We start from the raw sequence: 24,591 nt of genomic DNA, 5'->3' as shown, positions 1-24,591 counted from the left end.
TAGGAATCGGCGCTTCTTCAATCTAGAAAGGTGAGGGCATGACACCAGAGGAAGAAGAACGATTTGCTCGCTTAGTGGCAAAAGGGCAAGCTGCTTTTGACGAGCATTCATACGGCCCAGCTTTAGATGCATTGGATGAAGCTTACGATCTCAAGCAAACACCAGCAATCAACCAGTTGCTGACGCGCGTACTATTGGCAGATGGTCAATATAAGACTGCACAGTTGTTTGCTGACGAATTTATTGACAGTTACCTAGCGACTGCCGAAACAGCGCAATTATACGTGACGGTTGCCTTGCATAATCAACAATTTTTGACGGCCCGCGAATTTATTATGTGGTTACCGGAGACGCAACGCGCCGACTTGATGGCCCAAGTTGTGACGGCAGAAATGACAGCTCGGCAAACGCAACAGGCAACAATCACAACGATTGCGCGTCATTTTTATCATTTGAGCGACGGGGATGCAATCAGTCAACGGGAACGGTTGATTGCAGCCGACAAATTGCCACTAGATGAGTATCTAGTTGGGGCACGTTTCGTCTTATTGGACCCATTTTTAACGGCCATTTCACGTGTATCAGTCTTGGACCGGTTACGCCGTTTACGAGTGACGCAGTCAGTTGATATGGTGTGGCTTGACGGAGGCACACTGACGGTTGTACCAGCCCAACTTGAATCTATTGAAAATATGGTTCAGTATCAAGCTATTGTGACTGAATTACAATCGTATGAACGAACAGTTGGGCCTGCTATGATTCATGGCCTGGCAGAACAAGTCCGATTGATGCTTATGATTGCTTACCCCGTCTTAGAAAGGGTTGCAATTGAAACTAAAAGTTGGGTTGCCGGCTTAATTGCTGAGTCGCTTGGCAATCCGATGCCAGAAGAAGCAGTGGAACAGCGCGAATGGCGCGCAAAATTACAGGCTGAAATGTTAGCTTTAATGGCGTAAAACCGGCTTTTTAAAATCAGTTTGCAAAAAAAGATAAAAATTATTTACAATTAACACGAAGTTATATATAATAATTCCAGTCTCATAAAGAGAAATTACTAAAGATTTTCGCACCAAGTTGTTTTAGTTCTTTTAAGAATGTAGTATAATAATACGTAAGCAATAAGGGTTAGCCCAATAAAGGACTAACATGCGAATATTAGGAGGACAAGCTTTTGGCTAAGGAAAATTTCGAGCGCACTAAGCCTCACGTTAACATTGGAACTATCGGTCACGTCGACCACGGTAAGACTACTTTGACTGCCGCTATCTCAAAGGTATTGGCTGACAAGGGTTTGGCTGAGCAACAAGACTTTGCTGCTATCGACGCTGCTCCTGAAGAGCGTGAGCGTGGTATCACGATCAACACTGCTCACATCGAGTACGAGACGGAAGCTCGTCACTACGCCCACATCGACGCCCCTGGTCACGCGGACTACGTTAAGAACATGATCACTGGTGCTGCCCAAATGGACGGTGCTATCTTGGTTGTTGCTTCAACTGACGGTCCTATGCCACAAACTCGTGAGCACATCTTGTTGGCTCGCCAAGTTGGTGTTGACTACTTGGTTGTATTCTTGAACAAGGTTGACTTGGTTGACGACGAAGAGTTGATCGACTTGGTTGAAATGGAAGTTCGTGAATTGTTGTCAGAATACGATTTCCCTGGGGATGACATTCCAGTTATCCGCGGTTCAGCCTTGAAGGCTTTGGAAGGTGACGCAGAACAAGTTAAGGTTATCGAAGAGTTGATGGACACTGTTGACTCATACATTCCTACTCCAGAGCGTGACACTGACAAGCCATTCTTGATGCCAGTCGAAGACGTATTTACGATCACTGGTCGTGGTACTGTTGCTTCAGGTCGTATCGACCGTGGAACTGTTAACTTGAACGACGAAGTTGAAATCGTTGGTTTGAAGGAAGAAGTTCGCAAGACTGTTGTTACTGGAATCGAAATGTTCCGTAAGTCAATGCAACAAGGTCAAGCTGGTGATAACATCGGTGCATTGTTGCGTGGTGTTGATCGTAAGGAAATCGAGCGTGGTCAAGTTTTGGCTAAGCCTGGTTCAATCCAAACGCACACTAAGTTCTTGGCCGAAGTTTATGTTTTGACTAAGGAAGAAGGAGGCCGTCACACGCCATTCTTCACTAACTACCGTCCACAATTCTACTTCCACACGACTGACGTTACTGGTGTTGTTGAATTGCCAGAAGGCGTAGAAATGGTTATGCCTGGTGATAACGTAACATTCGATATCGAATTGATCGCACCAGTTGCCATCGAAAAGGGATTGAAGTTTACGGTTCGTGAAGGTGGACGTACTGTCGGTGCCGGAACTGTTTCAGAAATCAAGGACTAATTTTACGTTTAACGTAGAATTTTCCAATGTAGCTTAGGCTGCGCTTTTAAAAGAGAGTTATTACATCTTATGGTGTAATAACTCTCTTTTTTTCTTATTTCTCCGGTTAGCAAATGTCACGAGATGTGGTAAAGTGAACTATACAAATTTTACAAATAGAGGGATTTTACATCATGCAAATTTATTTGGCCGCACCATTCTTTAGTGACGAACAAGTTGATCGTGTTGCACGTATTGAGGCAGCACTGGAAGCGAACCCAACGGTTACTGACTTCTACTCACCACGTCACCACCAAAAGACGGATAACCCTGAATACACGCCAGCCTGGGCGGCTGAAGTGTTCCGTCGTGATGTGACACAAGTGCTTGATGCAGACGCCTTGGTTGTTGTCGCTGATTTCCGTGATGACGATGCAGACTCAGGGACTGCCTTTGAAGCTGGTATGGCTTGGGCCTTAAAGAAGCCAATCATCATGGTTGAAGAGACTGATTACAAGACGAACTTGATGTTAACTGAATCTTTGACTGCCTTTGTGAACAAGGCTGAAGATTTGGCAACTTATGATTTCAAGAACTATCCTGAATCAAAGTTTGAAGGACAATTGTTCTAGTAAATTACGGGTTTACAGTCGATTTTCGGCCTAGAATTATTGCCAAAATAGGCACTTTCCGGTAAACTTATAAAGTATGTAAAGATAATATATGTAACTGACTATTAGTTGGTTACTATTGGAGGAATAAACATGGCTAACGCAGTTTTCACTAAGGGTGAAGGCAACAAGGGAACGATCAAGTTCGAAGTTCCTGTTGACGTATACGAAAAGGGTATCGACGCCGCATTTAACGACGTTAAGAAGCAAATTACGGTTCCTGGTTTCCGTAAGGGTAAGATGCCTAAGCAAGTCTTTATTCAAATGTACGGTGAAGAGTCATTGTACCAAGACGCTTTGAACATCGTTTTGCCAGATGTTTACGCTGATGCAGTTGCAGAAGCAGGTGTTACGACTGTTGGTCAACCAAAGATCGACGCAGAGTCAATGAACAAGGATGAAGCTTGGGTTTTGACTGCTGAAGTTGAATTGGCTCCAGAAATCGAATTGGGCGACTACAAGGGTGTTAAGGTTCCTGCATCAGACGTTACTGTTTCTGATGAAGAATTGGATGCCGAAATCGCTCGTTTGCAAGAAGGTCAAGCAGAATTGGTTTTGGTTGACGCTCCTGCAAAGAACGGTGACACGGTTGTTATCGACTTCGTTGGTTCAGTTGACGGTGTTGAGTTCGACGGTGGTAAGGGTGACAACTACTCACTTGAATTGGGTTCAAACTCATTCATCCCTGGCTTCGAAGACCAATTGGTTGGTGCCAAGGCCGATGACGTTGTTAACGTAAACGTAACGTTCCCAGAAGAATACCAAGCTGCTGACTTGGCCGGTAAGGACGCTTTGTTCGTTGTTACTGTGCACGAAGTTAAGGCTAAGGAAGTTCCTGCATTGGACGACGAATTTGCAAAGGACATCGACGAAGAAGTTGATACTTTGGCAGAATTGAAGGACAAGGTTAAGGCACGTTTGACGACTGAAAAGGAAGACGCTGCTAAGGATGCCAAGGAAGATGCTGCTATCTCAGCCGTTGTTGACAACGCATCAGTTGCTGGTGGAGAAATTCCTGATTCAATGATTCACGAAGACGTTCACCGTCAAATGAACCAATTCTTTGCTTCAATGCAACAACAAGGTATCTCACCAGAGTTGTACTACCAAATCACTGGTTCATCAGAAGATGATTTGCACAAGCAATACGAAGAAGGTGCTGAGCGTCGCGTAAAGACGAACTTGGTATTGGAAGCTATTGTTAAGGCAGAAAACATCAAGCCTACGGACGAAGACGTTGCTGCTGAAGTAAAGTCATTGGCTGACCAATACGGTATGGACGAAGCTGCTGTTCGCGGTGCTTTGTCAGACGACATGTTGTCACACGACATTGCTATCAAGCAAGTTGTTGACATGATCGTTGAAAACGCTGTTGAAGCTTAATTCTAAACAACGTTAATTAAGAGGTTAGACTTTTTCGAGTCTAACCTCTTTTTGCAGTGTTACACTATATAAGTCCTAAGAATATCGTATAAAAAAACACAAAATCTCTGGTACAATAGTAGGTAACTTACGTTTCGACTAACGTTAAAAACTTACAGGAGGTTGAACAGTGTTTAATACAACCGATAATTCAAACGGCATTGCCTACTGTTCATTCTGTGGTAAGGCTTCAACAGAAGTGAAGAAGCTTATCGCAGGGCCTGGCGTATACATTTGTAATGAATGTGTGGCTTTGGCACAAGATATTATTAATGAAGATTTGCAACAAGATGCATTGGAGCGCACATTGACTTTGAAAACACCACAAGAGATTGTCGATAACTTGAATTCATATGTTATCGGACAAGACGAAGCTAAGCGTACTCTTGCAGTTGCCGTCTACAACCACTACAAGCGCGTTAACGCTATGTTGACGGGTGATACTGGGGCTGAAGGTGTTGAGCTGCAAAAGTCTAACATCGCCATGATCGGACCTACTGGGTCAGGTAAGACGTATATTGCACAATCAATGGCTAAGCTTTTGAATGTGCCATTCGCAATTGCGGATGCAACGACTTTGACAGAAGCTGGATACGTTGGTGAAGACGTTGAAAACATTCTATTGAAGTTGATCCAAGCCGCTGACTATGATGTCGAGCGCGCGGAAACTGGTATTATTTACATCGACGAAATTGACAAGATTGCCAAGAAGGCCGAAAACGTTTCGATTACACGTGACGTTTCTGGTGAAGGTGTGCAACAAGCACTTTTGAAGATGCTAGAGGGTACCATTGCTAACGTTCCACCTCAAGGCGGTCGTAAGCACCCTAACCAAGAGTTCATTCAAATCGACACGACAAACATTTTGTTCATCGTCGGTGGTGCCTTCGCGGGTATCGAACAAATGGTTAAGGAACGTGTCGGAGCTAAGGTAATTGGTTTCGGTACGGACTCTAAGACAGTACAATTTAAGAATACTGACAAGTCAATCATGCAACAGGTTGTACCTGAAGATTTGATGAGCTTTGGATTGATTCCAGAATTCATTGGTCGTTTGCCAATTTTGACAGCATTGGAAGAGTTGACAGAAGATGATTTGGTTCGTATTTTGACGGAACCTAAGAACGCTTTGGTTAAGCAATACCAGGCTTTGTTGGCACTCGAAGGAGTTGCGTTGACGTTTACTCCTGAAGCCTTGAAGGCCATGGCACACTTGGCAATTGAGCGTGAGACGGGTGCCCGTGGTTTGCGTTCAATTATTGAGGAGACGATGCGCGACGTAATGTTCGACGTACCATCACGTGATGACGTTAACGGCGTTATTATTACTGAAGGTGCTGTATTACGTAACGAGCAACCAGAGATGGTTACAGAACAAAACTAACGGAGGATTTATCATGGAAGTACACAATGTCGAAATGGTAATGTCCGCTGTGCGTGCCAGCCAATACCCAACTGATGGTTTACCTGAGGTGGCATTCGTTGGTCGTTCAAATGTTGGTAAGTCTTCATTGACGAACGTTTTGATTAACCGCAAGTCATTTGCCCGCACCTCATCACAACCTGGTAAGACGCAAACCTTGAACTTCTACAAGGTGGAAGATCAAATCTTTTTCGTCGACGTGCCTGGGTATGGGTATGCTAAGGTTTCTAAGAAGGCCCGTGAAGAGTTTGCGGTCATGATTGGTGAATACTTGCGTACCCGTGAGCCACTGAAGGGTATTGTGCAACTGGTGGATGCACGTCACATGCCTTCTAAGGAAGACATCGAGATGTACAACTGGTTGACGTCTGATGACATCGGCCTACCAGTTTTGGTTGTTGCCACGAAGGCTGACAAGATTTCACGTGGTAAGTGGAATAAGGCTGAGGCAGATATCAAGCGCGGTTTGCAATTTAACCCTGACGTATCTGACTTTGAGATTTTCTCATCAGAAACCAAATATGGTAAGGATAACGTCTGGGACTGGCTAGAAGCCCGTATGCTTGATGGTACGGATTTTTATCCAGAAGAATTCGAAGATTAAACGAAAGCACGCATGCAAATTGCGTGCTTTTTTATGCGGTTGAACAACTAAGTATATCTTGGCTGACACCTGCCATGCTCGTCACAACGCGACGACCATTTAACTATCTAAAAGTTAACCGTTTCACCTAATGTTCAAACAGTAAATTTGTGCCGACATGGTGTAAAATTGTACTTAGGGAGAAGAGAATCGCTAAGCAGAAAGAAAGTAGGCGACTCGATATGCAAGTGAAACACAATGATATGATTGTCGAGGCATGGCAAATCTCAGACGATACGGCACCTGCTGTTTGGGTGCAGGACGCATTGCAAAAGGGTATTGTGACTTGGCAATCAAAGGCAGATAACCAGTTGCGATTGCATGAGCCTGATAGTATTGGTAATTGTGGTGATTACCTAATCAAAAACGGCCCAGCATTCAAAATTGTGAAGGCACCTGAATTTACTTCGGATTACCAAACACTAGGATAATTAGCAAGTCAATGAAAAACGCTGAAACATCAGCGTTTTTTTGCTATACTGGAAATTATGAAATAAGAACGACATCCGTGAAAGGAAGGCAAAACCATGGCAGAAAAGATGCGCTTTAAAGGCGAAATCCTTGGTAAGCCAATTACCATTACGTCAAATGAGACCCAAGCCCACATGAAGGCTGTGTTCGACTTGGCAAATCAACAATTGAACGAAATGCGCGAGCTAGCCCCACACTTAACTGACGATCAATTACTAACGTTGTTGGCCATTAATGCACTATCAGATCAGTTGAAGATGCAGGCCGAGAAGGACGCTAATAAGTAATGAATTTACTATCAGTTATCATTCTGGTGTTATTAGTCGCTGCGATGACGCGTGGTTATACGCTCGGGTTTACACGTAGTTTAGTCTCGTTCGGGGGCCGGTTTATCGTGTACGCGGTTGCCATTCTTTTGTCGCATCGCTTCGGGGCGTGGATTCATGCGACGTTTTTGACAACAATCCAAGCACGATGGGCCGCAAACGGTGTACCAACTGTGCTAGCTGATAAAGCAAATGAATTTCTGGCGTCAGGATTAGCGTTTGGAATCTTGATGTTTGGCGGGTCGCTGGTCCTGCGGTCGATTGAACGCAGTCTGCGTTTTATTAATAAGGTTCCTGTTTTAGGTAAACTAAATCGCTTGGCTGGCCTGCTTGTATACGGCCTTTTAGTCTACATTGAAATCTTCTTTGTTTTACAATTAACACAGACATTAGAAATCCCTTGGTATCACGACGCGATGATTCAGTCACCCGTCGCCCAGTGGATGTTAAATCAAACACCTTACTTCTCAGACGCCATCTATCAATGGTGGATTCTCCAGTAGGGCAGAAATAGAGATATTAGAGGTTCAGACAGATGAATAAGAAAGTCTTGGCAACCCTTGAGTATGATGCGGTAAAGGCCCAGTTGCGGCCATACCTCTCAACGGCTGCCGGTGAAAATGAGTTGCACAACTTGTTGCCAACGGCTGATGCCAATGAAATGCAAGCTTGGTTGGCGGAAACGTCTGATGCAGCTAAGGTATTACGTTGGCAAGGGGGAATTAATATTCCTAAGCTGGCTGATGTTAAGCCACACATGCAACGTTTACGTATCGATGCAGCGCTAAGTGGTACAGAATTGGCCCAAGTTGGTCGGGTGCTGTTTACAACCGGTCAAATGCGTATGTTCTTTGAAAACTTAATTGAAGACCGTGGTGAGCCATTGGCTGCCTTGCGACCATACTACTCACGTTTGGTTGTGATGCAAGATTTGACGCGCCGTGTGAACACGGCAATTGATGGTGATGGTCGTGTTACTGACGAAGCGTCACCTGAACTACACCGGGTTCGCCAAGCAATCACCTCGACTGAAAATGCAATCCGTCAGAAGATGCAAGATTACACTCGTGGTAAGTCAGCACAGTATCTGTCAGATCCAATTGTGACGATTCGCAGTGATCGTTATGTTATTCCGGTTAAGGCTGAATACCGTAGTCGTTTTGGTGGCGTTGTGCACGATCAATCACAAACTGGTCAGACATTATATATTGAACCAGCTGACGTGGTTGATATGAACAACCGTTTGCGTGAGCACTATATCAAGGAGCGACACGAAGAAGAACGTGTTTTGGCAGAATTGTCAGATATGTTGCGTCCGGAAGCCGAAAACATTCAGAAGAATGCAGAAGTGTTAGGCCACTTGGATTTTGTGAACGCGAAGGCGCGTTATGCTGCAGCAACTAAGGCCCAGGAGCCAGAGTACAGTCCAGAAAATCACGTGCGTTTGCTCCAAGCGCGTCACCCATTGTTGGACCCACAAAAGGCGGTTGCCAACGATATTATTATCGGTGAAGACTACAAGGCGATTATTGTCACTGGACCAAACACCGGTGGTAAGACGATTACCTTGAAGACGCTGGGCTTGTTACAATTAATGGCCCAATCAGGTTTGTTTATCCCAACGGCTGAGTATTCAACGGTTGGCTTGTTTAAGGAAGTCTTTGCTGATATTGGTGATGAGCAGTCAATTGAACAATCATTGTCAACGTTCTCATCACACATGGTCAACATTGTTGATATTTTGAAGCAAATTGACGCGGATTCTTTGGTGCTATTTGACGAATTGGGTGCTGGAACAGACCCTCAAGAAGGGGCCGCTTTGGCGATGTCTATTCTGGATGCAGTTGGTGCCAAGGGTTCATACACTGTGGCAACGACACACTACCCAGAGTTGAAGGTCTACGGTTACAACCGTGTCGACACAATCAATGCATCGATGGAGTTTGACGTTGATACTTTGCGTCCAACGTACAAGTTCTTGCTTGGCATTCCCGGCCGTTCAAACGCGTTGGAAATCTCAAAGCGTTTGGGGTTGGATCAATCAATTATTGATGCTGCGGCTTCATTGACGTCAGAAGATTCGCAAGAGTTGAATGACATGATTGCTGATTTGGTTGAACGTCGTAATGCCGTTTTGGCGCAACAAGTGCAGTTGGCGCAACAAGTTATCGAAAATCGTCAGATGAAGAACGATTACGAGCAAAAGCTTGAAAAGATGGAAACTGAGAAGGCCCGTACACTGGAAGAAGCCAAGAAGGAAGCTAACCACATCGTGGCAGATTCGCGTAAGAAGGCCGATAAGATTATCGCTGATTTGCGTAAGATGCAGTTAGATGGGGTGGCCGTTAAGGAAAACAAGTTGATGGATGCTAAGGGTGCCTTGAACGCAATGCGACAAGAACCATCAGCGGAAAACAATCGCGTTTTGCGGAAGGCTAAGCAGGCTAAGAGTCAAGATATTGCCGCTGGTGACACTGTCTTGGTTCGTGAGTACGGTCAACAAGGTACTGTTAAGCGCAAGTTAAAGGACGGCAAGTTCGAAGTCCAAATGGGTATTTTGAAGATGGTGCTGGCTGAAGATGAAATCGAGAAGCAAGCAGCTGCACAAACGGCGAAGTCGGAGCAAAAGGCAGCCGCTAAGCCACGTGTTAGCACGAATAAGGCGGTTAACCGCGCAAACGCATCAGCAACGCTTGATTTGCGTGGCCAACGTTATGAGGCAGCGATGGGTGAGCTGGATCAGTTCATCGATCGGGCCTTGCTGAATAACTTACCTTCTGTTGAAATCATTCACGGTAAGGGAACAGGCGCTATTCGCCAAGGTGTGCAAGAATACTTGCGTTCACACCGTGCGGTTAAGGACTTTAGCTTTACAGGTCCGGACCAAGGGGCAACATACGCCGAACTAGGTTAATCAAAATGAAGAAAGACTGATTCTGTGTCAAGAATCAGTCTTTTTCTATTCTTCACAAACTCTTCCAAGCTTGGTACCGGCATTTATATGGCTGAATCAGTATAATAAACGGTAAACAGGGAATATGAAAGGAAGAAATGAACATGACAACAGCAACTGCGACACAATCTGAACTATTGGAAAAATACTTGCGTGATTCACACGTCTTGAATTTGGCAACTTGTGTGAATAATCGCCCATCTAACCGTGATGTCTTTTATCTGATGCCAGATGAATTTACAAACTATATCTATATCATAACGCCACGTAATTCAAACAAAATGGCTGAAATTGAAGCGAACCCGCACGTATCATCCACGACGGTGCCAACCGATGATGATAACGGAGTCGTGACGTCAAATAAGGCGCAAATTCATTTAACGGATAAGGCCATTGATGATGTTTTGCCATTGTTGGATAATCAAATTCCAGAATGGACCGAAGTCGTTGGTGGCGCAAAGGAAACCTTTGTTGTCTTGAAATTAGAATTTGAATCAGTAAAGTTCTTTGGTAACCAAGGTATCAACTCTGTCTTGATTGATGATCAAGGTGTGGTTACGGAGGAAGTATAAGTGATGAGGCGGTAGTCGGTGACGATTGCGGCCTTTTTTGTATCATCTGAAGGGGGCGATGACGATGATACGCGCGTATATGTTATTGTTTTTGACAGTTTGCTTGGCGTTTTTAGTCGGTGATGATGTACAAGCCGTGACGGTCATGTCGAATACTGAAATTTTACGGCAAACGGAGCCGATTACGGCCTATACACTGGCTGGCCGTGCAACGACTATCAATTTGCCGACGACCTTGATGTTACCCAGTTACCGGGTGAGTTATCAAGAACTCAATGCCTTGCTAGCAGCATACGGCTTAACCGGGAGTGCGGGGTATCAAATTACCGGTTTAGGGAAACCACAGTTACTCACGGTGCATCAAACACATGCAACGTTGAAACAAGCGCACCAAACTACGAAACAGGTTGACGGGCGGAACCAGGTTGGTTATGCAGGTGAATTGACCATTAAAAATGTGATTTATCATGACGTGAAGCTACGCGGAACAACGAAAATTAAGTTATTTATGCCACGTCAAAAACTCGCGGTCTTTCAGTTAGATGCCGGGTTAGGCAAATTTACAACTAGTAATCCACGCGTGCAAGTTACGGCGTTACCAGGTGAGCAGGTGCCCGAGGCCACGTTTGAACAACCCCATCGGCCAGGCTATCGGTTTGATGGCTGGCGCTTGCATATTGGTCACCATTGGCAGAAAGTACAACATTTAGTGGCCAGACACTGTCCAAGTCATCACGTCATTCATGCGTATGCGTGCTGGCGTGAGCGGTAAGGGGATGTGTGCTAAGATGGAGACAAATGGAGGTGGTTGGCCATGGGATATTTGTTGATGTTGGCTGGCATGGTTTTGGGTGTGCTCATCTTGGCAGTTGGGCTGATTAGTTTGGTACTTGGTTTATTGATGGGGGATGGCGCCGTAACGGGCTTTGCTTTGAAATCGATTGGGGTCGGTGTTTTGATGCTCGGCGGGTCAGTTTGGTGGGCTGGCCGGCCCACAGGTGAGGAAGTAAGGCAGGAGACGCCGGTTAACGCGACAGTCGAGGGTGGGCCAACCCGTAATGGTGGCACGGATGACTTGTTGCCAATTATTGGTGGCGAGATTATTGCGCATGAGAATGATGATGACAATCAGGCTCTAGTAGATGACATTGAACCGCTAATTGCGGCAGAAATTATGGCTGGCGATGACGAAGGTAACGCAAGCGATTATGATTAATATCATGAGGCAGCTGTCGACAATTTCGGATTTTAGCGTTATACTAACTTTAAATTAGAAAACAATGAGGAGGCTGTTAATATGGCAGTACAAGATATTACAGACGCAAACTTTGCAGATGCAACCGATACCGGTGTAACGTTGACCGATTTCTGGGCAACTTGGTGTGGCCCATGTCGTATGCAGTCACCAGTCGTTGAGACGGTGGCCGAAACAATGCCTGAAGTAACATTCAACAAGATGGACGTGGATCAAAACCCAGCAACCGCACAAGAGTTCGGTATCATGGCAATTCCAACGTTGCTTGTTAAGAAAGATGGCGAAGTGGTTGAGCGTTTGACTGGTTTCACACCAGCCCACCAACTAGAAGCTATTTTGGCTAAGTACACAGCCTAACTTGATTAAGAACCAGCAAATTAATGCTGGTTCTTTTTTCATTCTGTGTTATGGTTATTAGGTTATACTTAAACATTAAGGAAAGCTTTCTGCTGATGTAGAGGGCTTTTTAGCTTGTCTGTTAATGTGAAAGTCCCAGTCCAGAAACACTGAATACCTTTACAAATCGCTAAATATTGTTCAAACTGTATTATCAAAACCCGATAAGACTGGTATCATAGTACAGGCTGAGACTTGAATGCACAGTTTTGCACATGCGGACTGTCGTAAATAAGGCGTTGATGTTGCGCCAATAGACGTGTGTTTTCACATGCGATACATATAAATGGAGGTAGAACTAATGGCAATCATTAATGCCAATCAATTGAATCAAATTCGTATCAACCCTGATATGTATGGTGGTTCAAAAAGTACACCAACCCATGCCTTACAGGAAGCCGTTGATAACGGAATCGATCAAATTTTAATTAAAAAAGCGGACCACTTGTGGATCACCTTCCACGAGGATGGGTCATATTCCGTTTTTGACAACGGTGAAGGAATGCCTGTTGAAGTTGCTGAGACGGCGAATGGCGATAAAATGCCAACCAACCGTATGGCATGGACGGTGCCAAATACATCAGGGCACTATACACAACAAGCCACGACCTCAATCGGAAAAAACGGTATCGGAACCAAGTTTGTGACGGCAACGTCAACGAAGACGGTCGGTACGATTTTGAAGGACGGTAAGTGGTATCAAGATATCTACACGTTGGATCCAGAAGTGGCGCCAGCATTTAAAGATAAGAGTGATAAAGCCGCTAAGTTGTTGAGCCGGTCACCATTGATCTACGAGACTAAGTTGAATCGCAATCACCAATTGCCAAGCAAGACGTTGACGCAAAAGTTATACATTCATGGTCAAAGTCATGGCACAGAATTGCGTTTCTGGCCAGATCCAGATATCTATGATTCAGTGGCCATCGATTGGACGGCCTTTAAGGACCGCTTGCACCAACAAGCCTTCTTGAACCCCGAAGCATCATTTACGTTGATTAATGAAGCTACTGGCGAAGAAGTGTCATATCACGAACCTGAAGGATTGAAGGCGTATGTTGAATATGTCTTTGAGTCATCGAAGGAAGACAATGAAAAGCTGATTACAGGCATTCACGGTTTCTCTGGTCGGATTGAGACAAACGAGGGTGAGTGGATTGGTGCGGACGTTGCGTTTGCTTGGACAGACGGGGCAACACCACGCCAACGTTCATTCGTTAACTCAGTGGCTACGCCTGATGGTGGTACCCACGTTTCTGGTTTCAATGCTGGTGTGCGCCGCATGATGAACAATTATGCTGACAAACTTGGCTTGACGAAGGATTCGATTGATTCGCGTGATTTGCAACCTGGTTTGGTGGCGATCATTTCAGCGAACCATACGAAGCCCCAATATACCGGGCAAACCAAGGATAAGCTCTCAAACGTTGACGCTAAGACGGCGATTGATAAGATTACCTACGAGCAAGGTCAATTTGAGTGGGATAAGTACATCACTGATGTTGAAGCAGTTATTAAGCAAGCGTTAGAGCGGGCTGCTTTGCGTCGCAAGATTGATGACTTGTCAAAAATCAAGTTAGATTCAAAGGACATGAAGGCCAAGGTCTCAAAGAAGTTGAAGCCAGCCAAGAAGTTGCGTGGTGCCCGTGGCGTGGAACAAGCTGAATTGTTCATTACCGAGGGTGACTCAGCCTCTGGTTCTTTGACGCGTACCCGGATTAACGGGGAAGGTGGCATGTATCAAGCCATTTTCCCAATTCGTGGAAAGATTATTAACGCGTTGACGTCAACATCAGATAAGGTTTTTGCGAATACGGAAGTTTCAACGATTTTCAGTGCGATTGGCGCTGGAATTGGTGATAAGTACGATGAGTCAAAGTTGAACTACGACAAGATTATCATCGCATCCGACTCTGACTCCGATGGTGACAATATTTTTGCGTTGTTGATTACGCTTTTCTCAAAGTACACGCCGCAATTATTGGAAAATGGTCACGTCTATCGTGCCCAAGCCCCATTGTTTATTAATTACGATGAAAAGGGCAACACAGATTACATCTACACGGAACGTGATCAACAAGTTTACTTGGAAACGCACGACCCTAAGTTGGTTGAACGTGCCAAGGGACTTGGTGAAGTTGGTGACCCAATGACGCGTGAAACCTTGATTACACCAGGAACTCGTCATTTAACGCAATACACGACGAATGATATTGAAGCCTCAACGGAACTAGTTGATTTGTTGATGGGTAAGGAAGTGGCACCACGTCGTGCGTTCCTAATGGAAAACGCTGAATTTGCACATATTGAGGAATAAGAAATAATGGCGACAAAAAAGAAAATCAAGATTGATTTGAAGCACGACAAGCCAGTTGTTGAAGACCTCGATCAATCAATGAAGCAAGCATTTACAAATTACGGGATTGCCGTTGCTTCTGATCGTTCAGTGCCAAATGTGCTGGATGGTTTGAAGCCGGTGCAACGTCGTATTTTGTACGCCATGACAATGGCAAAGTTGTCTCCAACCGCAAAGTTTAAGAAGTCACAGACGGTGGTTGGGGATGTGATGGGAAACTGGCACCCCCACGGTGATAATTACGGGTCAGTTGATTACTTGACGCAAAATTTCGTCTTCCCATTGGCACCAATCGAAGGACACGGTTCATTTACCGACATTTCTGGTAACCCGGCCGCTGCGGCCCGTTACACAGAAGTGCGGTTGTCACGTTTCGGGCAATTGATGGTGAATGATCTATCTGAAAAGTTGGTCCCATACGAAGATAATTATGACAATACGAAGCGGATGCCACGGGTATTTCCGGCTAAGTTGCCATATTTGTTGATTAACGGGGTTAAGACAGGTATCGCGGTCGGCTTTACGAGTTCGATTGCACCACACAACCCAGTTGATGCGACGCGTTTGTTGAAGCAATACATCAAGACGCCAAAGATGACGCTTGATAAGGCGATTAGCATTCTGCAAGGACCTGATTTGCCAACTGGTGGAACCTTGTACGGCGATGTCCGTTCATACTACAAGACTGGTGTGGGGAAGTTCCAAAATGCCGGGACAATTATTGATTCTGACGAAGATAAGAACACATTGATTATCACCGAAGTGCCATACCGCATGGGTGGATCAATTAATTCTTACCTCGATAAGGTGAAGGATTTGATTGCCGATGGTAAGTTGAAGCCCATTCGGTCAATCGATGACTTCACGACGGACGAGGATATTGCCAACAACAAGGTCCGAATTGAAGTCACGTTGCAGAACAACTATGACCACGAACAAGCCAAGACATTGCTTTTCCAAAAGACGGATTTGCGTCAAACGTACTCACTCGAATGGATGGCTTTGGATGGTTTGACGCCAAAGCGCTACACATTGATGCAATATTTGCAGACAGTGGCAAACTTCCAACACACGTTGGTTGTGCGTGAGTACAAGGCGGATTTGGAAAAGGCGTCTGCACGCCTTGAAATTGTCGACGGTCTGATTCAAGTTCCTGACTTGATTCAAGCGATTGTGCATGCTGCCCAGAATACGGATGGTAAGGCAGACTTGATGCAAGTCTTGCAAGGCTTGAAGACAATTCCGGCACAAATGGCATCATTTAGCTTCACGGAACGTCAAGCTGATGCGATTGCGTCAATGCGTGTTTACCAATTGAACCGTGTGGATGCGCAAGCGTTGGTGGCTGAGAAGGCTGATCTGGAAGAACGTATTGCGATGGCAAAGCGTTATATCGAAGAACCAGATTTGCGTGTGCAATTGTTGTCGGAACGTTTGGATGAACAAATCAAGGCCTTGAAGAAGGACGGCTTTGGGTCACGACGTACCACGTTGGGTGATGAATCTGAGTTGAAGGCTAAGGTAGCGAAGACCGTCATTATTAACCCTGTGACGATTACGATTGATCGTTACGGTTACATCAAGATGACCGATAAGCGCGAAGTTGAAACGGACGATGAAATCCAATTTGTACTGCAAACAACGGACGATGATTGGTTGGAAATGTTTACAGCTGACGGACGCATGTTGCAAGTTGGGCTATCTAGCTTGAAGAAGTACAAGGCACGCGACAATAATCGTGGGGATGCAGCGATGGCTGTGTTTGCCGATAACGGATACACTGGTGATGACCGTGTGGTTCTTTGGACGACGCGTAAGCACCTTGATGAAGCTGGTACGGAAATTGTTATGGTTTCTAAGCGTGGTTTGGCGAAGCGCTTTGCGACGGCTGAATCTAAGCTAACGACCAAGACATTGCGTAAGACGGTGGAAGCTTATCCGGTGAAGGATGGCAGTGATGAATTGCTGTTCGTACAACTGGTCAGCCAAACTGAAATTAAGAGCTTTGATATTATCGCCATTCGTGGTGAAGAATATAAGCGTATTAAGCTATCAGCCGTTAAGTTACAAGCTTCAGCGGCCGGTGCTGGTACACAGACATTTGTGGATAAGAAGAACTCAGCTGATTTGGACGCTGTTTACATTCTAAACGGTCCTGAAACAGATTTGTTGAAGGTTGCCGGCGTACAATTGCGTCAGCTACCGGTTCTACGTGAATCACAAACGTTCAAAAAGATCCAATAATAATAACGGGTGCTAATCAGTTGATTGGCACCGTTTTTTTGTAAAGACTAATTTTCAGTTATGTTCAGGTTTCAGGATTATAATAATCATCGAAGATAAAGATGAGGGGGTTGTAGAAATGACAACTGTTTATCAACATGGCACATTAGAAGCATTAATAGCTGGTCAACTAGGCGGTACAATGCCGCTTAGTGAGTTACTAAAGAACGGTGACACGGGAATCGGCACCTTACATGGCGTCGATGGTGAAGTGGTAATCCTGGATGGTGAGGTTTATCAAGCTGACGCAACTGGGACTGTAAATCACATTACCGATTTAACGGCCACAACACCATTTTCAACGGTGCATGACGGGCGCGATGTGACAGATCGAATCACGCTATCTGATGTAACGATGGCTAATATTGATTTAATTGAGAAGCGTCATTTGGCGAATAACTTCTCAGCGATTGTCTTACATGGTGTGATGGACCAAGTTTTAGTTCGCGTCGCACCAAAGGCGAATGAGCCATTCCCATCGTTACTCGAATTAACTAAGAATCAGCCAACGTTTGAACGGGCACACGTCGCGGGAACGTTAGTCGGCTACTATTCCCCAGAATTGTATCAAGGTGCCACGTCAGCTGGTTGGCACGTGCACTTTATTAGCGATGATCGCCAATTTGCGGGCCATGTCTTGGAATTTAGCGCTGCAGAATTAACCGGCGAATTAACGATATTCGATGATTTCCAGTTGCACTTGCCTATTAATGACGCATCATTCCGAGCGCATGAAGCAGTCAATATGTCGGAATTGGATGCCGACATTCACGCCGCCGAAGACGAGCAACCGGAACCGGTATTGAACAAGTAAACACATAAACAAATCAAACGACGACGAATTTCCAATAGAGATTCAGCCGTCGTTTTTATTTGTAGGTTATATAAGAGATATTAATGATGGAAATGCACAACTTAAGAACTCACCGATTTACGATGTGTTAAGCTATTTGGTAAGGAGATTATAGTTATGACGGATAAATTATTTTTTACATCGGAAGTCATTGGTGATAAGTACTCAACTGATCCAGACAGTGCTGGCAAGTCACGCAAGTTTTATGCAAAATATTGGGAAAATACATTATCACCGAACTGTACCGACTATAGTACGGCTGGTAAAGCAATTTATCGTGGTGACACGACGATATCTTTTAATACAATCGCCGGTAGTGTTTTACGACTTGTCATGACGGCAGATATGCCGCAGGGTAGTTTCGCAAGATTACAGGCAATCCAGTCATCCGAACTAATTACGGATGACCTGAAGAGACAGTTTACGGAATTTCAAAAGCTATATCATTCATTAGCCAATTTTTTGCCGTTGCCCGATGATAAATGGCATCGTCATACGAATATGAATACCGCTAAAGGGGCATCAGCCGCCTATCATGATTTTCCGGATTTGTTCTACCAAGCGGTCCATGATCAAGTGTTTGGTGGACCGAATGCAGTGGTTACGGAACCGGTCTTCACGACCAACAAGAGTCTAGCTTATTTCAAGCGGTTTAATGGTCAATGGCGTCAATTTGTGGAACAAAATTACTTGCAAGATTTCTTTACGGACGATACATATAATGAATTTATTCGCTTAGCTCCAACTGATACCGATATTGTGTTGTACAGGGCGAGAAAAGTGGTGACGCCAATGGACAGAGAAAATGGCATGGCTTATGCCCAATATTTTTTAACGACAGCAATGACGATTTTGAATAATCGTGCTAGTCGTTTGGCTGACAGTAAAAAATAGTAGTTAGTGAGGCCGTAGGTGATGCGGTCTTTTTTGGTACATCGCTTCGCAGTTACGCTGCCTAGAACTCTTAAGCTGCTGCAAGGTGGGTGGGATGTTTCCGGAGCGCTCAAAACCTTGGCAACATGCCGCATGGCCGGCGCTATCCGGATAAGCCCATACCGACCTGGAAGGCTTACGGGGAATTATTTGCCCGGCTGGATGGCGTCCGCGCCATTCGGTTGCCAAGTTTTGAGCTTTGTCGGAGGAGACGTCCCACCCACCTTGCTCGTGCGCTAGCACGACCGGTGCAAAACGACAGAAAAAAGCATACCGATCACCCGGTATGCTTTATCGCTTACTTCAAACTGTTTTCAACTAACTTAACAAACATGGCTGAACCAACTGGCATGCAGGCCTCATCAACAATAAACTTCGGGTGGTGATTGATAAACTCATAACCATCTACCGCTAACCCAGAGCCTAAGCCGAAAAATGTACCTGGCCGAACATCCGTGTAGGCTGAGAAATCCTCACCAGCCATCAATGGTGGCATTGGATACATCCGTTCTTCACCAACCACTTCACGTGCTGCATCAATCACTTGATCCGTTTGTTCCTTGCTGTTGATGACGGAACCGTAACCTTTTTGGAAGTCTAGGTCATACTCGGCCCCGTACATCGCACACACATGCTTGATAATGTCGCGAATCATGCGTTCCATGTCAGCGCGGACCTGTGGGTTGCGCGAGCGTACAGATGCTTTAATGTGCGCTGTATGCGGGATAACATTGTTGACGGAACCAGCCGTGAACTGTCCCCAAGAAACCAATGCTGGCTCATCTGGTGCGACACGGCGGGCAATCATGTTATTGATCGATTGAATAATCTCCGTACCAATTGTAATTGGATCGATTGATTGTTCTGGTGCCATCGCGTGAGCGCCACGTCCCTTAATCGTCAAGTTGAAGAGGTCAGATGATGCTGTTACAGGGCCGTATGCAAAGCCAACTGAACCGGTTGCGGTATCTGGAAAGACGTGGAGTCCAAATACTTCATCAACGTCGTCGAGCACGCCAGCTTCAACGAGGGCAATTGCACCACCAGGTGGGACTTCTTCGGCTGCTTGGAAGATGAACTTCACGTCACCGTGCAAGGCGTCACGCGTTTCCACCAGCGCGAAGAGGGCCCCAAGAAGAATGGCGGCGTGAACATCATGACCACAAGAGTGCATCACGCCGGGGTTCAGTGACTTGAAGTCAACATCTGCTAACTCGTCCATTGGTAGGGCATCGATGTCGGCACGCAAGGCAAGGGTCTTGCCTGGGTGACCACCGTGTAATGTTGCGACTAAACCGGTTGGTGAGGGCTTGGCAATGGTTAACCCAGGTACATCACGAAGCAAATTTTCAATGTAGGCTGTGGTTTCAAATTCTTCAAATGAGACTTCAGCGTGTTGGTGCATCCAACGGCGCCATTTAAGTTGTTCAGCAACTGGAATGCGTGTTAGGACTGTTTCCATATTAATTCACCTCGTTTTCAACTGGCTTGTGCTTGGGAATGAAGCGCGACAAAACAAACAGTAATGCCCCCAAAATGACAAAGTAGATAAAGACCATGAAGTAGGCACCGCTGGCCATATCAACCAGTAAACCAATCAATGTTGGTGACACAATGCCACCCAAGATGCCGCCAGTTGCGACAATGGCGTATGATGGGCCAAACTTGTGGGCTGCAAAGCGCTTAACAGGCAATGACATCAACGTCACGAAAGTTGTGGCACAGAAGAACTCACCGAGTGATAGGGCGACTGTAATCAACCCAGTATCGGTTGACATTGAGGCAGTAAACAAACTCAACGCCCCAAGCATGCCGGCAATGCCAATGACTGTCTTTTCTTTACCGAAGAAGAACTTACCAACGATATATGAACCACCAATTGCACCGACCAAGAAGGACGCGCCACCAATAGCCGTGATATGTCCTTGCACGATTGTACTCAAACCAACTGATTGAATTAGATAAGATGGCATCCAATTAAGCATGCCGTACATCATGGCGTTAATGGTGAAGTTTAAGACACCCAGTAGCCAAACAAATGGTTCACTAATGACTTCCCGTAGCTTAGCGGCTGGAACTTCTTCTGCAACCGCGACATCATCAGTGTTATCAGCAGTGAGATTTTTCGTTTTTTTGTCACTTGGCAAGACGAAGCGAAGGATTATGCCAACGATAATTGAGGCGCCTGCAATCATCCAGAAGGCGCGTTGCCAGCCGTAATCCGCCAAAACTGGTGATACCACTAGGGGGACAATAATCCCTGCAATTCCTGAAGCTGAAATCAGGATTCCTTGTGCGAGCGTACGCTGATCCAGTGGTAACTTAGTGGCGACCTCCTTAGCAGCACTTGGCGCATAACCAGAATGGGCAATCGCTCCGGCTAAGAAACGAATCACGATGATAAACATGACGGCCTTAGCAAAACCAGCTAGTGTCGCAAACACAGCAATGGCAGCCATCGCGAATGTCAAAATTGGCTTTGACCCAAGCTTTGTATTTAAAATTCCGGCCGGAACTTGCATGGCAGCGTATCCAATGAAGAAGGCGGACATCACCATTCCTTTTTGCACGTTACTGAACCCGAAGTCCTGTTGCATGCTGACCAGAATGATTCCAATCGCATTTTTATCAAAGTAAATCATGATAAAGCCTAAGAAGAGGGCTGCGACAAGCGTAATTGTACGGGCGGAAACCTTTGATTTCGCTTTGGCAGCCGGCTTTTCGACGGCTTTAGGAAGGACTCTTTCATCATCCATAATATTGTCTACTCCTTTGCATGGCTGAATAGTATTGTATTGCTTTCAATTTACCTGCTGACTTTGTGTAAATTGTGAAAATCAACCGAGAGATATCTGGTTTTGTCTAGACCAATTAGAAACGCAACGGATTTTTCACAATCTGGTCAGACTGTTTCAGGTTTCGCCTACTGCATTTTCACGTTTATCCGGCATCATGATAAAAAATGATATTTGGAGGAGTATTTTGATGGCAGTTGATATTTTTAAGCACCAAATGGATGATGAAATATTGCAGGGTGTTCGTGCTTTACGTGTTTATGGGGATGGCTTGCAACAATTCATGGCTAAGGAGGCAACGAGTGCGTTGCATACCCAGAATGGGGATGTGATCCTAGGTGAAATTTTGTGGCGGTTGATGGCAAACTATCGCAATGACGCTGAAATGGTCCAACAGCGCGTTAAGCAAGCGCTAGCTGAGGTCGATGTGACCGTTGATAATGACCAAGATTTAGCAGCCGGCTTAGACTTGTTGGACCGTGATGAATACATGCGCAACAAGTTAATTGGTGATGTGGCCGAGATGTTTAAGGAAAAGGGGTACAGCATTAAGCTAGCCCGACCTGAGGGGTATGTCCTGCAAAATCCAATGGAATCAAAAATTTCTGATAAGTAATCTAAAACAGGCGTTCATCGACTCGAATGAACGCCTGTTTTGCTGTGGTAAAATAAATGTCTGAGTAAAAAAGAGATGAGGTTACGAGATGCAAGAGATGTATGAACAAGCCCGTAGCCTAGTGAAAGCAAAAGACTATGCGCAAGCAGAACACCTGTTGGCTAAGTTGTATGCCCAGGACCCGCAGTATCGTGCTGTGGCGTATTATTACGGCCGGGTGTTGTTTGCCTTGAAAAAGAATGACCGTTCAGCCGAGGTATTAGCCGGGTACGTACGGCAACGGCCAACGCCAAAGTCGAATATAGCGAATACTTATTTTTATTTGGCCAAGTTAGCGCTACGAGATGAAGACGCTGACACGGCCCAAAAATTTATTAAACGGGCGGCTGCACGTGGATTAAAGAATGAGCGTTTAGAAAAGATTCAGCAACAAATCTGGCAAGTTGCGGCAACGCAGGCTGAGGACAAGCCAGTCTTGAATTCGCGCATGCAGGTACGCTTAGATCGACTGGCTTCGAACGGTAATCCGATCGTGATGACGACCGAAAAAGAATACCAATCAGCCTATATTTTCGTGGATGGACTGAGTTATCAGCAGATTACCATGCTAGGTGACCGCGAATGGCACGAATTACGTTTGACCACGCCTCGTTGGACGAATATCCCAGGTTATATGAGTGCGTCTGTGCTGGAATCACGGACTTACTATGATAAGTATCTGCCACTGATGTCGGACATTCGTTATATGTCGGCCTTTAATGATTACTTGGAGGAAAATGCGTATTTCCAACAGAAATGGGCATTGTCCAAGGTCTTTGCGTTACTACAGGTACCGGAGTTTAATAAGGCAATCGTTGAACAACTCTTGGATGAGAGTCGTCAAACGGATGGTCAAGTTTTGAAGCACTTAGCCGCTGTCGATGATTTAGTAATGCTTAAACAAGCTGGTGAAGTATTGCCAGTACAAGAACGCCAACGTTTCCGTTCTTTGCCGTTGATGCAATCACCAGAGTTTGGCTTTATCCATGACGATGAATCATCTGGATATTTATACCTGAAGCAGAAACTAGCAGCTGAACGGACAGTTCGGAAAGCGATTGCCGCGACAACGGATCGTGTGCTACCGTTCCGCGAACAAGTGGTAGACTTTAAGCCACTTGGTGAACAGGCGGATTTTATCCAGTGGTTGCGTCATGAGCCACGCCGGGTGGTGGCCTTGTTAGGTGTTGGTGGTAGCGGTAAGACGTTTGTTTTGGGAAATATTCTGCAGACGGATCAAGTGGTGGCCTTGGCACCAACCCACAAAGCCAAGTTGAATCTGGTTGATAATGGGTTCCAGACGGTTGGTACGGTGCAATCAGTCGTCGCTGATACGGATACTGCCCAGGCCTTCAAGTCGTTTAAAACGGTCATCGTTGATGAGGTATCCATGATGACCATGGAGATGATGGCACAATTGTTGGCCTTTTTCAGTCCGGATACTCGTTTTATCCTGATTGGTGATGACGCGCAGTTACCACCCGTGAGTTTAGATGAAGATGCATTATCTGTGACGGGCGATTTGATTGGCATGCTCCGGACCTTTGGCACTGGCTTTATTTTCCAAAATAACCATCGTGCGCGGAATGCGCAATTGCGTGAATTTATCGCCCATGTCCGAGCAAGTGATGCGAATTACTTGCGACAAACACCGCTGTATCAGACTGACACGTACCGGAATATGCTACAAGAAAAAATGCAGCATCTCGAGTTGGACGACACGATGATTCTCGCGTATACCAATCAGCGCGTTGCCCAGATTAATGAGTACTTCTTCAATCACCTATCAGCTGGTATGGACGACATCATCCCATTTACGAAGCGTGGCAAGTATGGCCGTGGTGGTTTCTTTATTGGCGCGAAGGTTATGTTTTATAACAATGATCAATCACATCAATTCGGGTACACGACGAGTGAATATGGTGAGGTGACCAATCTGCGCCAGAGTAATATGGCCGGTGACTATGGTGAAGTGGAAGTAACCATTCCAGCAACCGGCAAAGTGTATAAGTTACCGATTTGGCAGGCGCGCCAAGATTTATTGCTGGCCTATGCCATTACGATTCACAAGTCGCAGGGTAGTGGTGCTCGTAAGGTTTACGTGATGGAAGCAGCCGACTATGGCTTAGCCTATACGGCGGTTTCACGTGCAAAAGAAGAACTCGTCTTTGTCGACTATGATCGCGAAATGTTGATTCAAGCGTTAGCGACCCCGTCACCAAAGAAAATTAATTTGTATCGTTAAT

Annotated in this window: 22 protein-coding genes; 20 read left to right on the top strand and 2 right to left on the bottom strand. The window is 45.5% G+C overall.

Annotation, left to right across the window (positions count from 1 at the left end):
* The first annotated feature begins 38 nt into the window (after positions 1-38).
* From ESE_RS0100950 to ESE_RS0100865, 18 genes are all read left to right on the top strand, one after another.
* Positions 39-956, top strand: a complete 918-nt coding sequence (locus ESE_RS0100950; protein WP_010369741.1) for a hypothetical protein — start codon at positions 39-41, stop codon at positions 954-956.
* Positions 957-1,171: 215 nt separating this feature from the next.
* Positions 1,172-2,359 (top strand): elongation factor Tu, encoded by a 1,188-nt coding sequence (tuf, locus tag ESE_RS0100945; RefSeq protein WP_010369738.1) that lies wholly within the window; start codon positions 1,172-1,174, stop codon positions 2,357-2,359.
* Between the two features lie 173 nt (positions 2,360-2,532).
* Entirely contained in the window at positions 2,533-2,970 is a 438-nt protein-coding gene (locus ESE_RS0100940; protein WP_010369733.1) for a nucleoside 2-deoxyribosyltransferase, read from the top strand.
* 132 nt (positions 2,971-3,102) lie between these two features.
* Entirely contained in the window at positions 3,103-4,392 is a 1,290-nt protein-coding gene (tig, locus tag ESE_RS0100935) for a trigger factor (protein ID WP_010369730.1), read from the top strand.
* 169 nt (positions 4,393-4,561) lie between these two features.
* A complete protein-coding gene (gene clpX / locus ESE_RS0100930; protein ID WP_010369727.1) occupies positions 4,562-5,815 on the top strand; it encodes an ATP-dependent Clp protease ATP-binding subunit ClpX in 1,254 nt (417 codons plus the stop codon).
* A gap of 13 nt (positions 5,816-5,828) precedes the next feature.
* Positions 5,829-6,458, top strand: a complete 630-nt coding sequence (yihA, locus tag ESE_RS0100925; protein WP_010369725.1) for a ribosome biogenesis GTP-binding protein YihA/YsxC — start codon at positions 5,829-5,831, stop codon at positions 6,456-6,458.
* A gap of 221 nt (positions 6,459-6,679) precedes the next feature.
* Positions 6,680-6,928, top strand: coding sequence for a hypothetical protein (locus tag ESE_RS0100920; protein ID WP_010369722.1), 249 nt, complete (start codon positions 6,680-6,682; stop codon positions 6,926-6,928).
* Positions 6,929-7,024: 96 nt separating this feature from the next.
* Positions 7,025-7,255: a cell division protein ZapA gene (gene zapA, locus ESE_RS0100915; protein WP_010369719.1), complete on the top strand. Its 231-nt coding sequence runs from the start codon at positions 7,025-7,027 to the stop codon at positions 7,253-7,255.
* Positions 7,255-7,797, top strand: coding sequence for a CvpA family protein (locus ESE_RS0100910; RefSeq protein ID WP_010369715.1), 543 nt, complete (start codon positions 7,255-7,257; stop codon positions 7,795-7,797). The genes zapA and ESE_RS0100910 overlap by 1 nt, the downstream gene beginning before the upstream one ends.
* A gap of 32 nt (positions 7,798-7,829) precedes the next feature.
* Positions 7,830-10,208 carry an endonuclease MutS2 gene (locus ESE_RS0100905; RefSeq protein WP_010369712.1) on the top strand — a complete coding sequence of 793 codons (2,379 nt, stop codon included), beginning with the start codon at positions 7,830-7,832 and terminating at the stop codon, positions 10,206-10,208.
* Positions 10,209-10,351: 143 nt separating this feature from the next.
* On the top strand, positions 10,352-10,819 hold the full coding sequence (locus ESE_RS11245; RefSeq protein ID WP_010369708.1) for a pyridoxamine 5'-phosphate oxidase family protein: 468 nt from the start codon (positions 10,352-10,354) through the stop codon (positions 10,817-10,819).
* Positions 10,820-10,883: 64 nt separating this feature from the next.
* The gene (locus tag ESE_RS0100895) at positions 10,884-11,591 is read left to right on the top strand and encodes a hypothetical protein (protein ID WP_010369705.1); all 708 of its coding nucleotides are present in this window, start codon (positions 10,884-10,886) and stop codon (positions 11,589-11,591) included.
* 42 nt (positions 11,592-11,633) lie between these two features.
* Positions 11,634-12,035 carry a hypothetical protein gene (locus ESE_RS0100890; protein WP_010369702.1) on the top strand — a complete coding sequence of 134 codons (402 nt, stop codon included), beginning with the start codon at positions 11,634-11,636 and terminating at the stop codon, positions 12,033-12,035.
* 81 nt (positions 12,036-12,116) lie between these two features.
* The gene (trxA, locus tag ESE_RS0100885; protein WP_010369700.1) at positions 12,117-12,431 is read left to right on the top strand and encodes a thioredoxin; all 315 of its coding nucleotides are present in this window, start codon (positions 12,117-12,119) and stop codon (positions 12,429-12,431) included.
* Positions 12,432-12,771: 340 nt separating this feature from the next.
* Entirely contained in the window at positions 12,772-14,787 is a 2,016-nt protein-coding gene (locus tag ESE_RS0100880; protein WP_010369696.1) for a toprim domain-containing protein, read from the top strand.
* A 6-nt stretch (positions 14,788-14,793) separates the two neighbouring features.
* A complete protein-coding gene (locus ESE_RS0100875) occupies positions 14,794-17,070 on the top strand; it encodes a DNA gyrase/topoisomerase IV subunit A (RefSeq protein WP_010369693.1) in 2,277 nt (758 codons plus the stop codon).
* A 118-nt stretch (positions 17,071-17,188) separates the two neighbouring features.
* Entirely contained in the window at positions 17,189-17,923 is a 735-nt protein-coding gene (gene budA, locus ESE_RS0100870) for an acetolactate decarboxylase (protein WP_010369689.1), read from the top strand.
* A 156-nt stretch (positions 17,924-18,079) separates the two neighbouring features.
* On the top strand, positions 18,080-18,856 hold the full coding sequence (locus tag ESE_RS0100865; protein WP_010369686.1) for a DUF6994 family protein: 777 nt from the start codon (positions 18,080-18,082) through the stop codon (positions 18,854-18,856).
* 337 nt (positions 18,857-19,193) lie between these two features.
* Here the strand turns inward: ESE_RS0100865 and ESE_RS0100860 are convergent, their stop codons facing one another.
* Entirely contained in the window at positions 19,194-20,357 is a 1,164-nt protein-coding gene (locus ESE_RS0100860; RefSeq protein WP_010369682.1) for a M20 metallopeptidase family protein, read from the bottom strand.
* A gap of 1 nt (position 20,358) precedes the next feature.
* A complete protein-coding gene (locus ESE_RS0100855; RefSeq protein WP_010369679.1) occupies positions 20,359-21,651 on the bottom strand; it encodes an MFS transporter in 1,293 nt (430 codons plus the stop codon).
* 229 nt (positions 21,652-21,880) lie between these two features.
* Here ESE_RS0100855 and ESE_RS0100850 point away from each other — a divergent pair, with 229 nt between their 5' ends.
* Entirely contained in the window at positions 21,881-22,306 is a 426-nt protein-coding gene (locus tag ESE_RS0100850; RefSeq protein ID WP_010369676.1) for a hypothetical protein, read from the top strand.
* 88 nt (positions 22,307-22,394) lie between these two features.
* Entirely contained in the window at positions 22,395-24,590 is a 2,196-nt protein-coding gene (locus tag ESE_RS0100845) for a DEAD/DEAH box helicase (RefSeq protein ID WP_010369673.1), read from the top strand.
* Position 24,591: the final 1 nt, after the last annotated feature.

Origin of the sequence: Weissella cibaria KACC 11862 (assembly GCF_000193635.1) — a bacterium.
GTDB classification, from domain to species: domain Bacteria; phylum Bacillota; class Bacilli; order Lactobacillales; family Lactobacillaceae; genus Weissella; species Weissella cibaria.
This window is presented reverse-complemented; position numbering and strand designations above follow the sequence as displayed.

What these genes read in the sequence shown, in the direction of transcription:
- ESE_RS0100950 (WP_010369741.1), top strand. Translation starts at nt 39, where the DNA reads ATGACACCAGAGGAAGAAGAACGATTTGCTCGCTTAGTGGCAAAAGGG.
- ESE_RS0100940 (WP_010369733.1), top strand. Translation starts at nt 2,533, where the DNA reads ATGCAAATTTATTTGGCCGCACCATTCTTTAGTGACGAACAAGTTGAT.
- tig (WP_010369730.1), top strand. Translation starts at nt 3,103, where the DNA reads ATGGCTAACGCAGTTTTCACTAAGGGTGAAGGCAACAAGGGAACGATC.
- yihA (WP_010369725.1), top strand. Translation starts at nt 5,829, where the DNA reads ATGGAAGTACACAATGTCGAAATGGTAATGTCCGCTGTGCGTGCCAGC.
- ESE_RS0100920 (WP_010369722.1), top strand. Translation starts at nt 6,680, where the DNA reads ATGCAAGTGAAACACAATGATATGATTGTCGAGGCATGGCAAATCTCA.
- zapA (WP_010369719.1), top strand. Translation starts at nt 7,025, where the DNA reads ATGGCAGAAAAGATGCGCTTTAAAGGCGAAATCCTTGGTAAGCCAATT.
- ESE_RS0100910 (WP_010369715.1), top strand. Translation starts at nt 7,255, where the DNA reads ATGAATTTACTATCAGTTATCATTCTGGTGTTATTAGTCGCTGCGATG.
- ESE_RS0100905 (WP_010369712.1), top strand. Translation starts at nt 7,830, where the DNA reads ATGAATAAGAAAGTCTTGGCAACCCTTGAGTATGATGCGGTAAAGGCC.
- ESE_RS11245 (WP_010369708.1), top strand. Translation starts at nt 10,352, where the DNA reads ATGACAACAGCAACTGCGACACAATCTGAACTATTGGAAAAATACTTG.
- ESE_RS0100895 (WP_010369705.1), top strand. Translation starts at nt 10,884, where the DNA reads ATGATACGCGCGTATATGTTATTGTTTTTGACAGTTTGCTTGGCGTTT.
- ESE_RS0100890 (WP_010369702.1), top strand. Translation starts at nt 11,634, where the DNA reads ATGGGATATTTGTTGATGTTGGCTGGCATGGTTTTGGGTGTGCTCATC.
- trxA (WP_010369700.1), top strand. Translation starts at nt 12,117, where the DNA reads ATGGCAGTACAAGATATTACAGACGCAAACTTTGCAGATGCAACCGAT.
- ESE_RS0100880 (WP_010369696.1), top strand. Translation starts at nt 12,772, where the DNA reads ATGGCAATCATTAATGCCAATCAATTGAATCAAATTCGTATCAACCCT.
- ESE_RS0100875 (WP_010369693.1), top strand. Translation starts at nt 14,794, where the DNA reads ATGGCGACAAAAAAGAAAATCAAGATTGATTTGAAGCACGACAAGCCA.
- budA (WP_010369689.1), top strand. Translation starts at nt 17,189, where the DNA reads ATGACAACTGTTTATCAACATGGCACATTAGAAGCATTAATAGCTGGT.
- ESE_RS0100865 (WP_010369686.1), top strand. Translation starts at nt 18,080, where the DNA reads ATGACGGATAAATTATTTTTTACATCGGAAGTCATTGGTGATAAGTAC.
- ESE_RS0100860 (WP_010369682.1), bottom strand. Translation starts at nt 20,357, where the DNA reads ATGGAAACAGTCCTAACACGCATTCCAGTTGCTGAACAACTTAAATGG.
- ESE_RS0100855 (WP_010369679.1), bottom strand. Translation starts at nt 21,651, where the DNA reads ATGGATGATGAAAGAGTCCTTCCTAAAGCCGTCGAAAAGCCGGCTGCC.
- ESE_RS0100850 (WP_010369676.1), top strand. Translation starts at nt 21,881, where the DNA reads ATGGCAGTTGATATTTTTAAGCACCAAATGGATGATGAAATATTGCAG.
- ESE_RS0100845 (WP_010369673.1), top strand. Translation starts at nt 22,395, where the DNA reads ATGCAAGAGATGTATGAACAAGCCCGTAGCCTAGTGAAAGCAAAAGAC.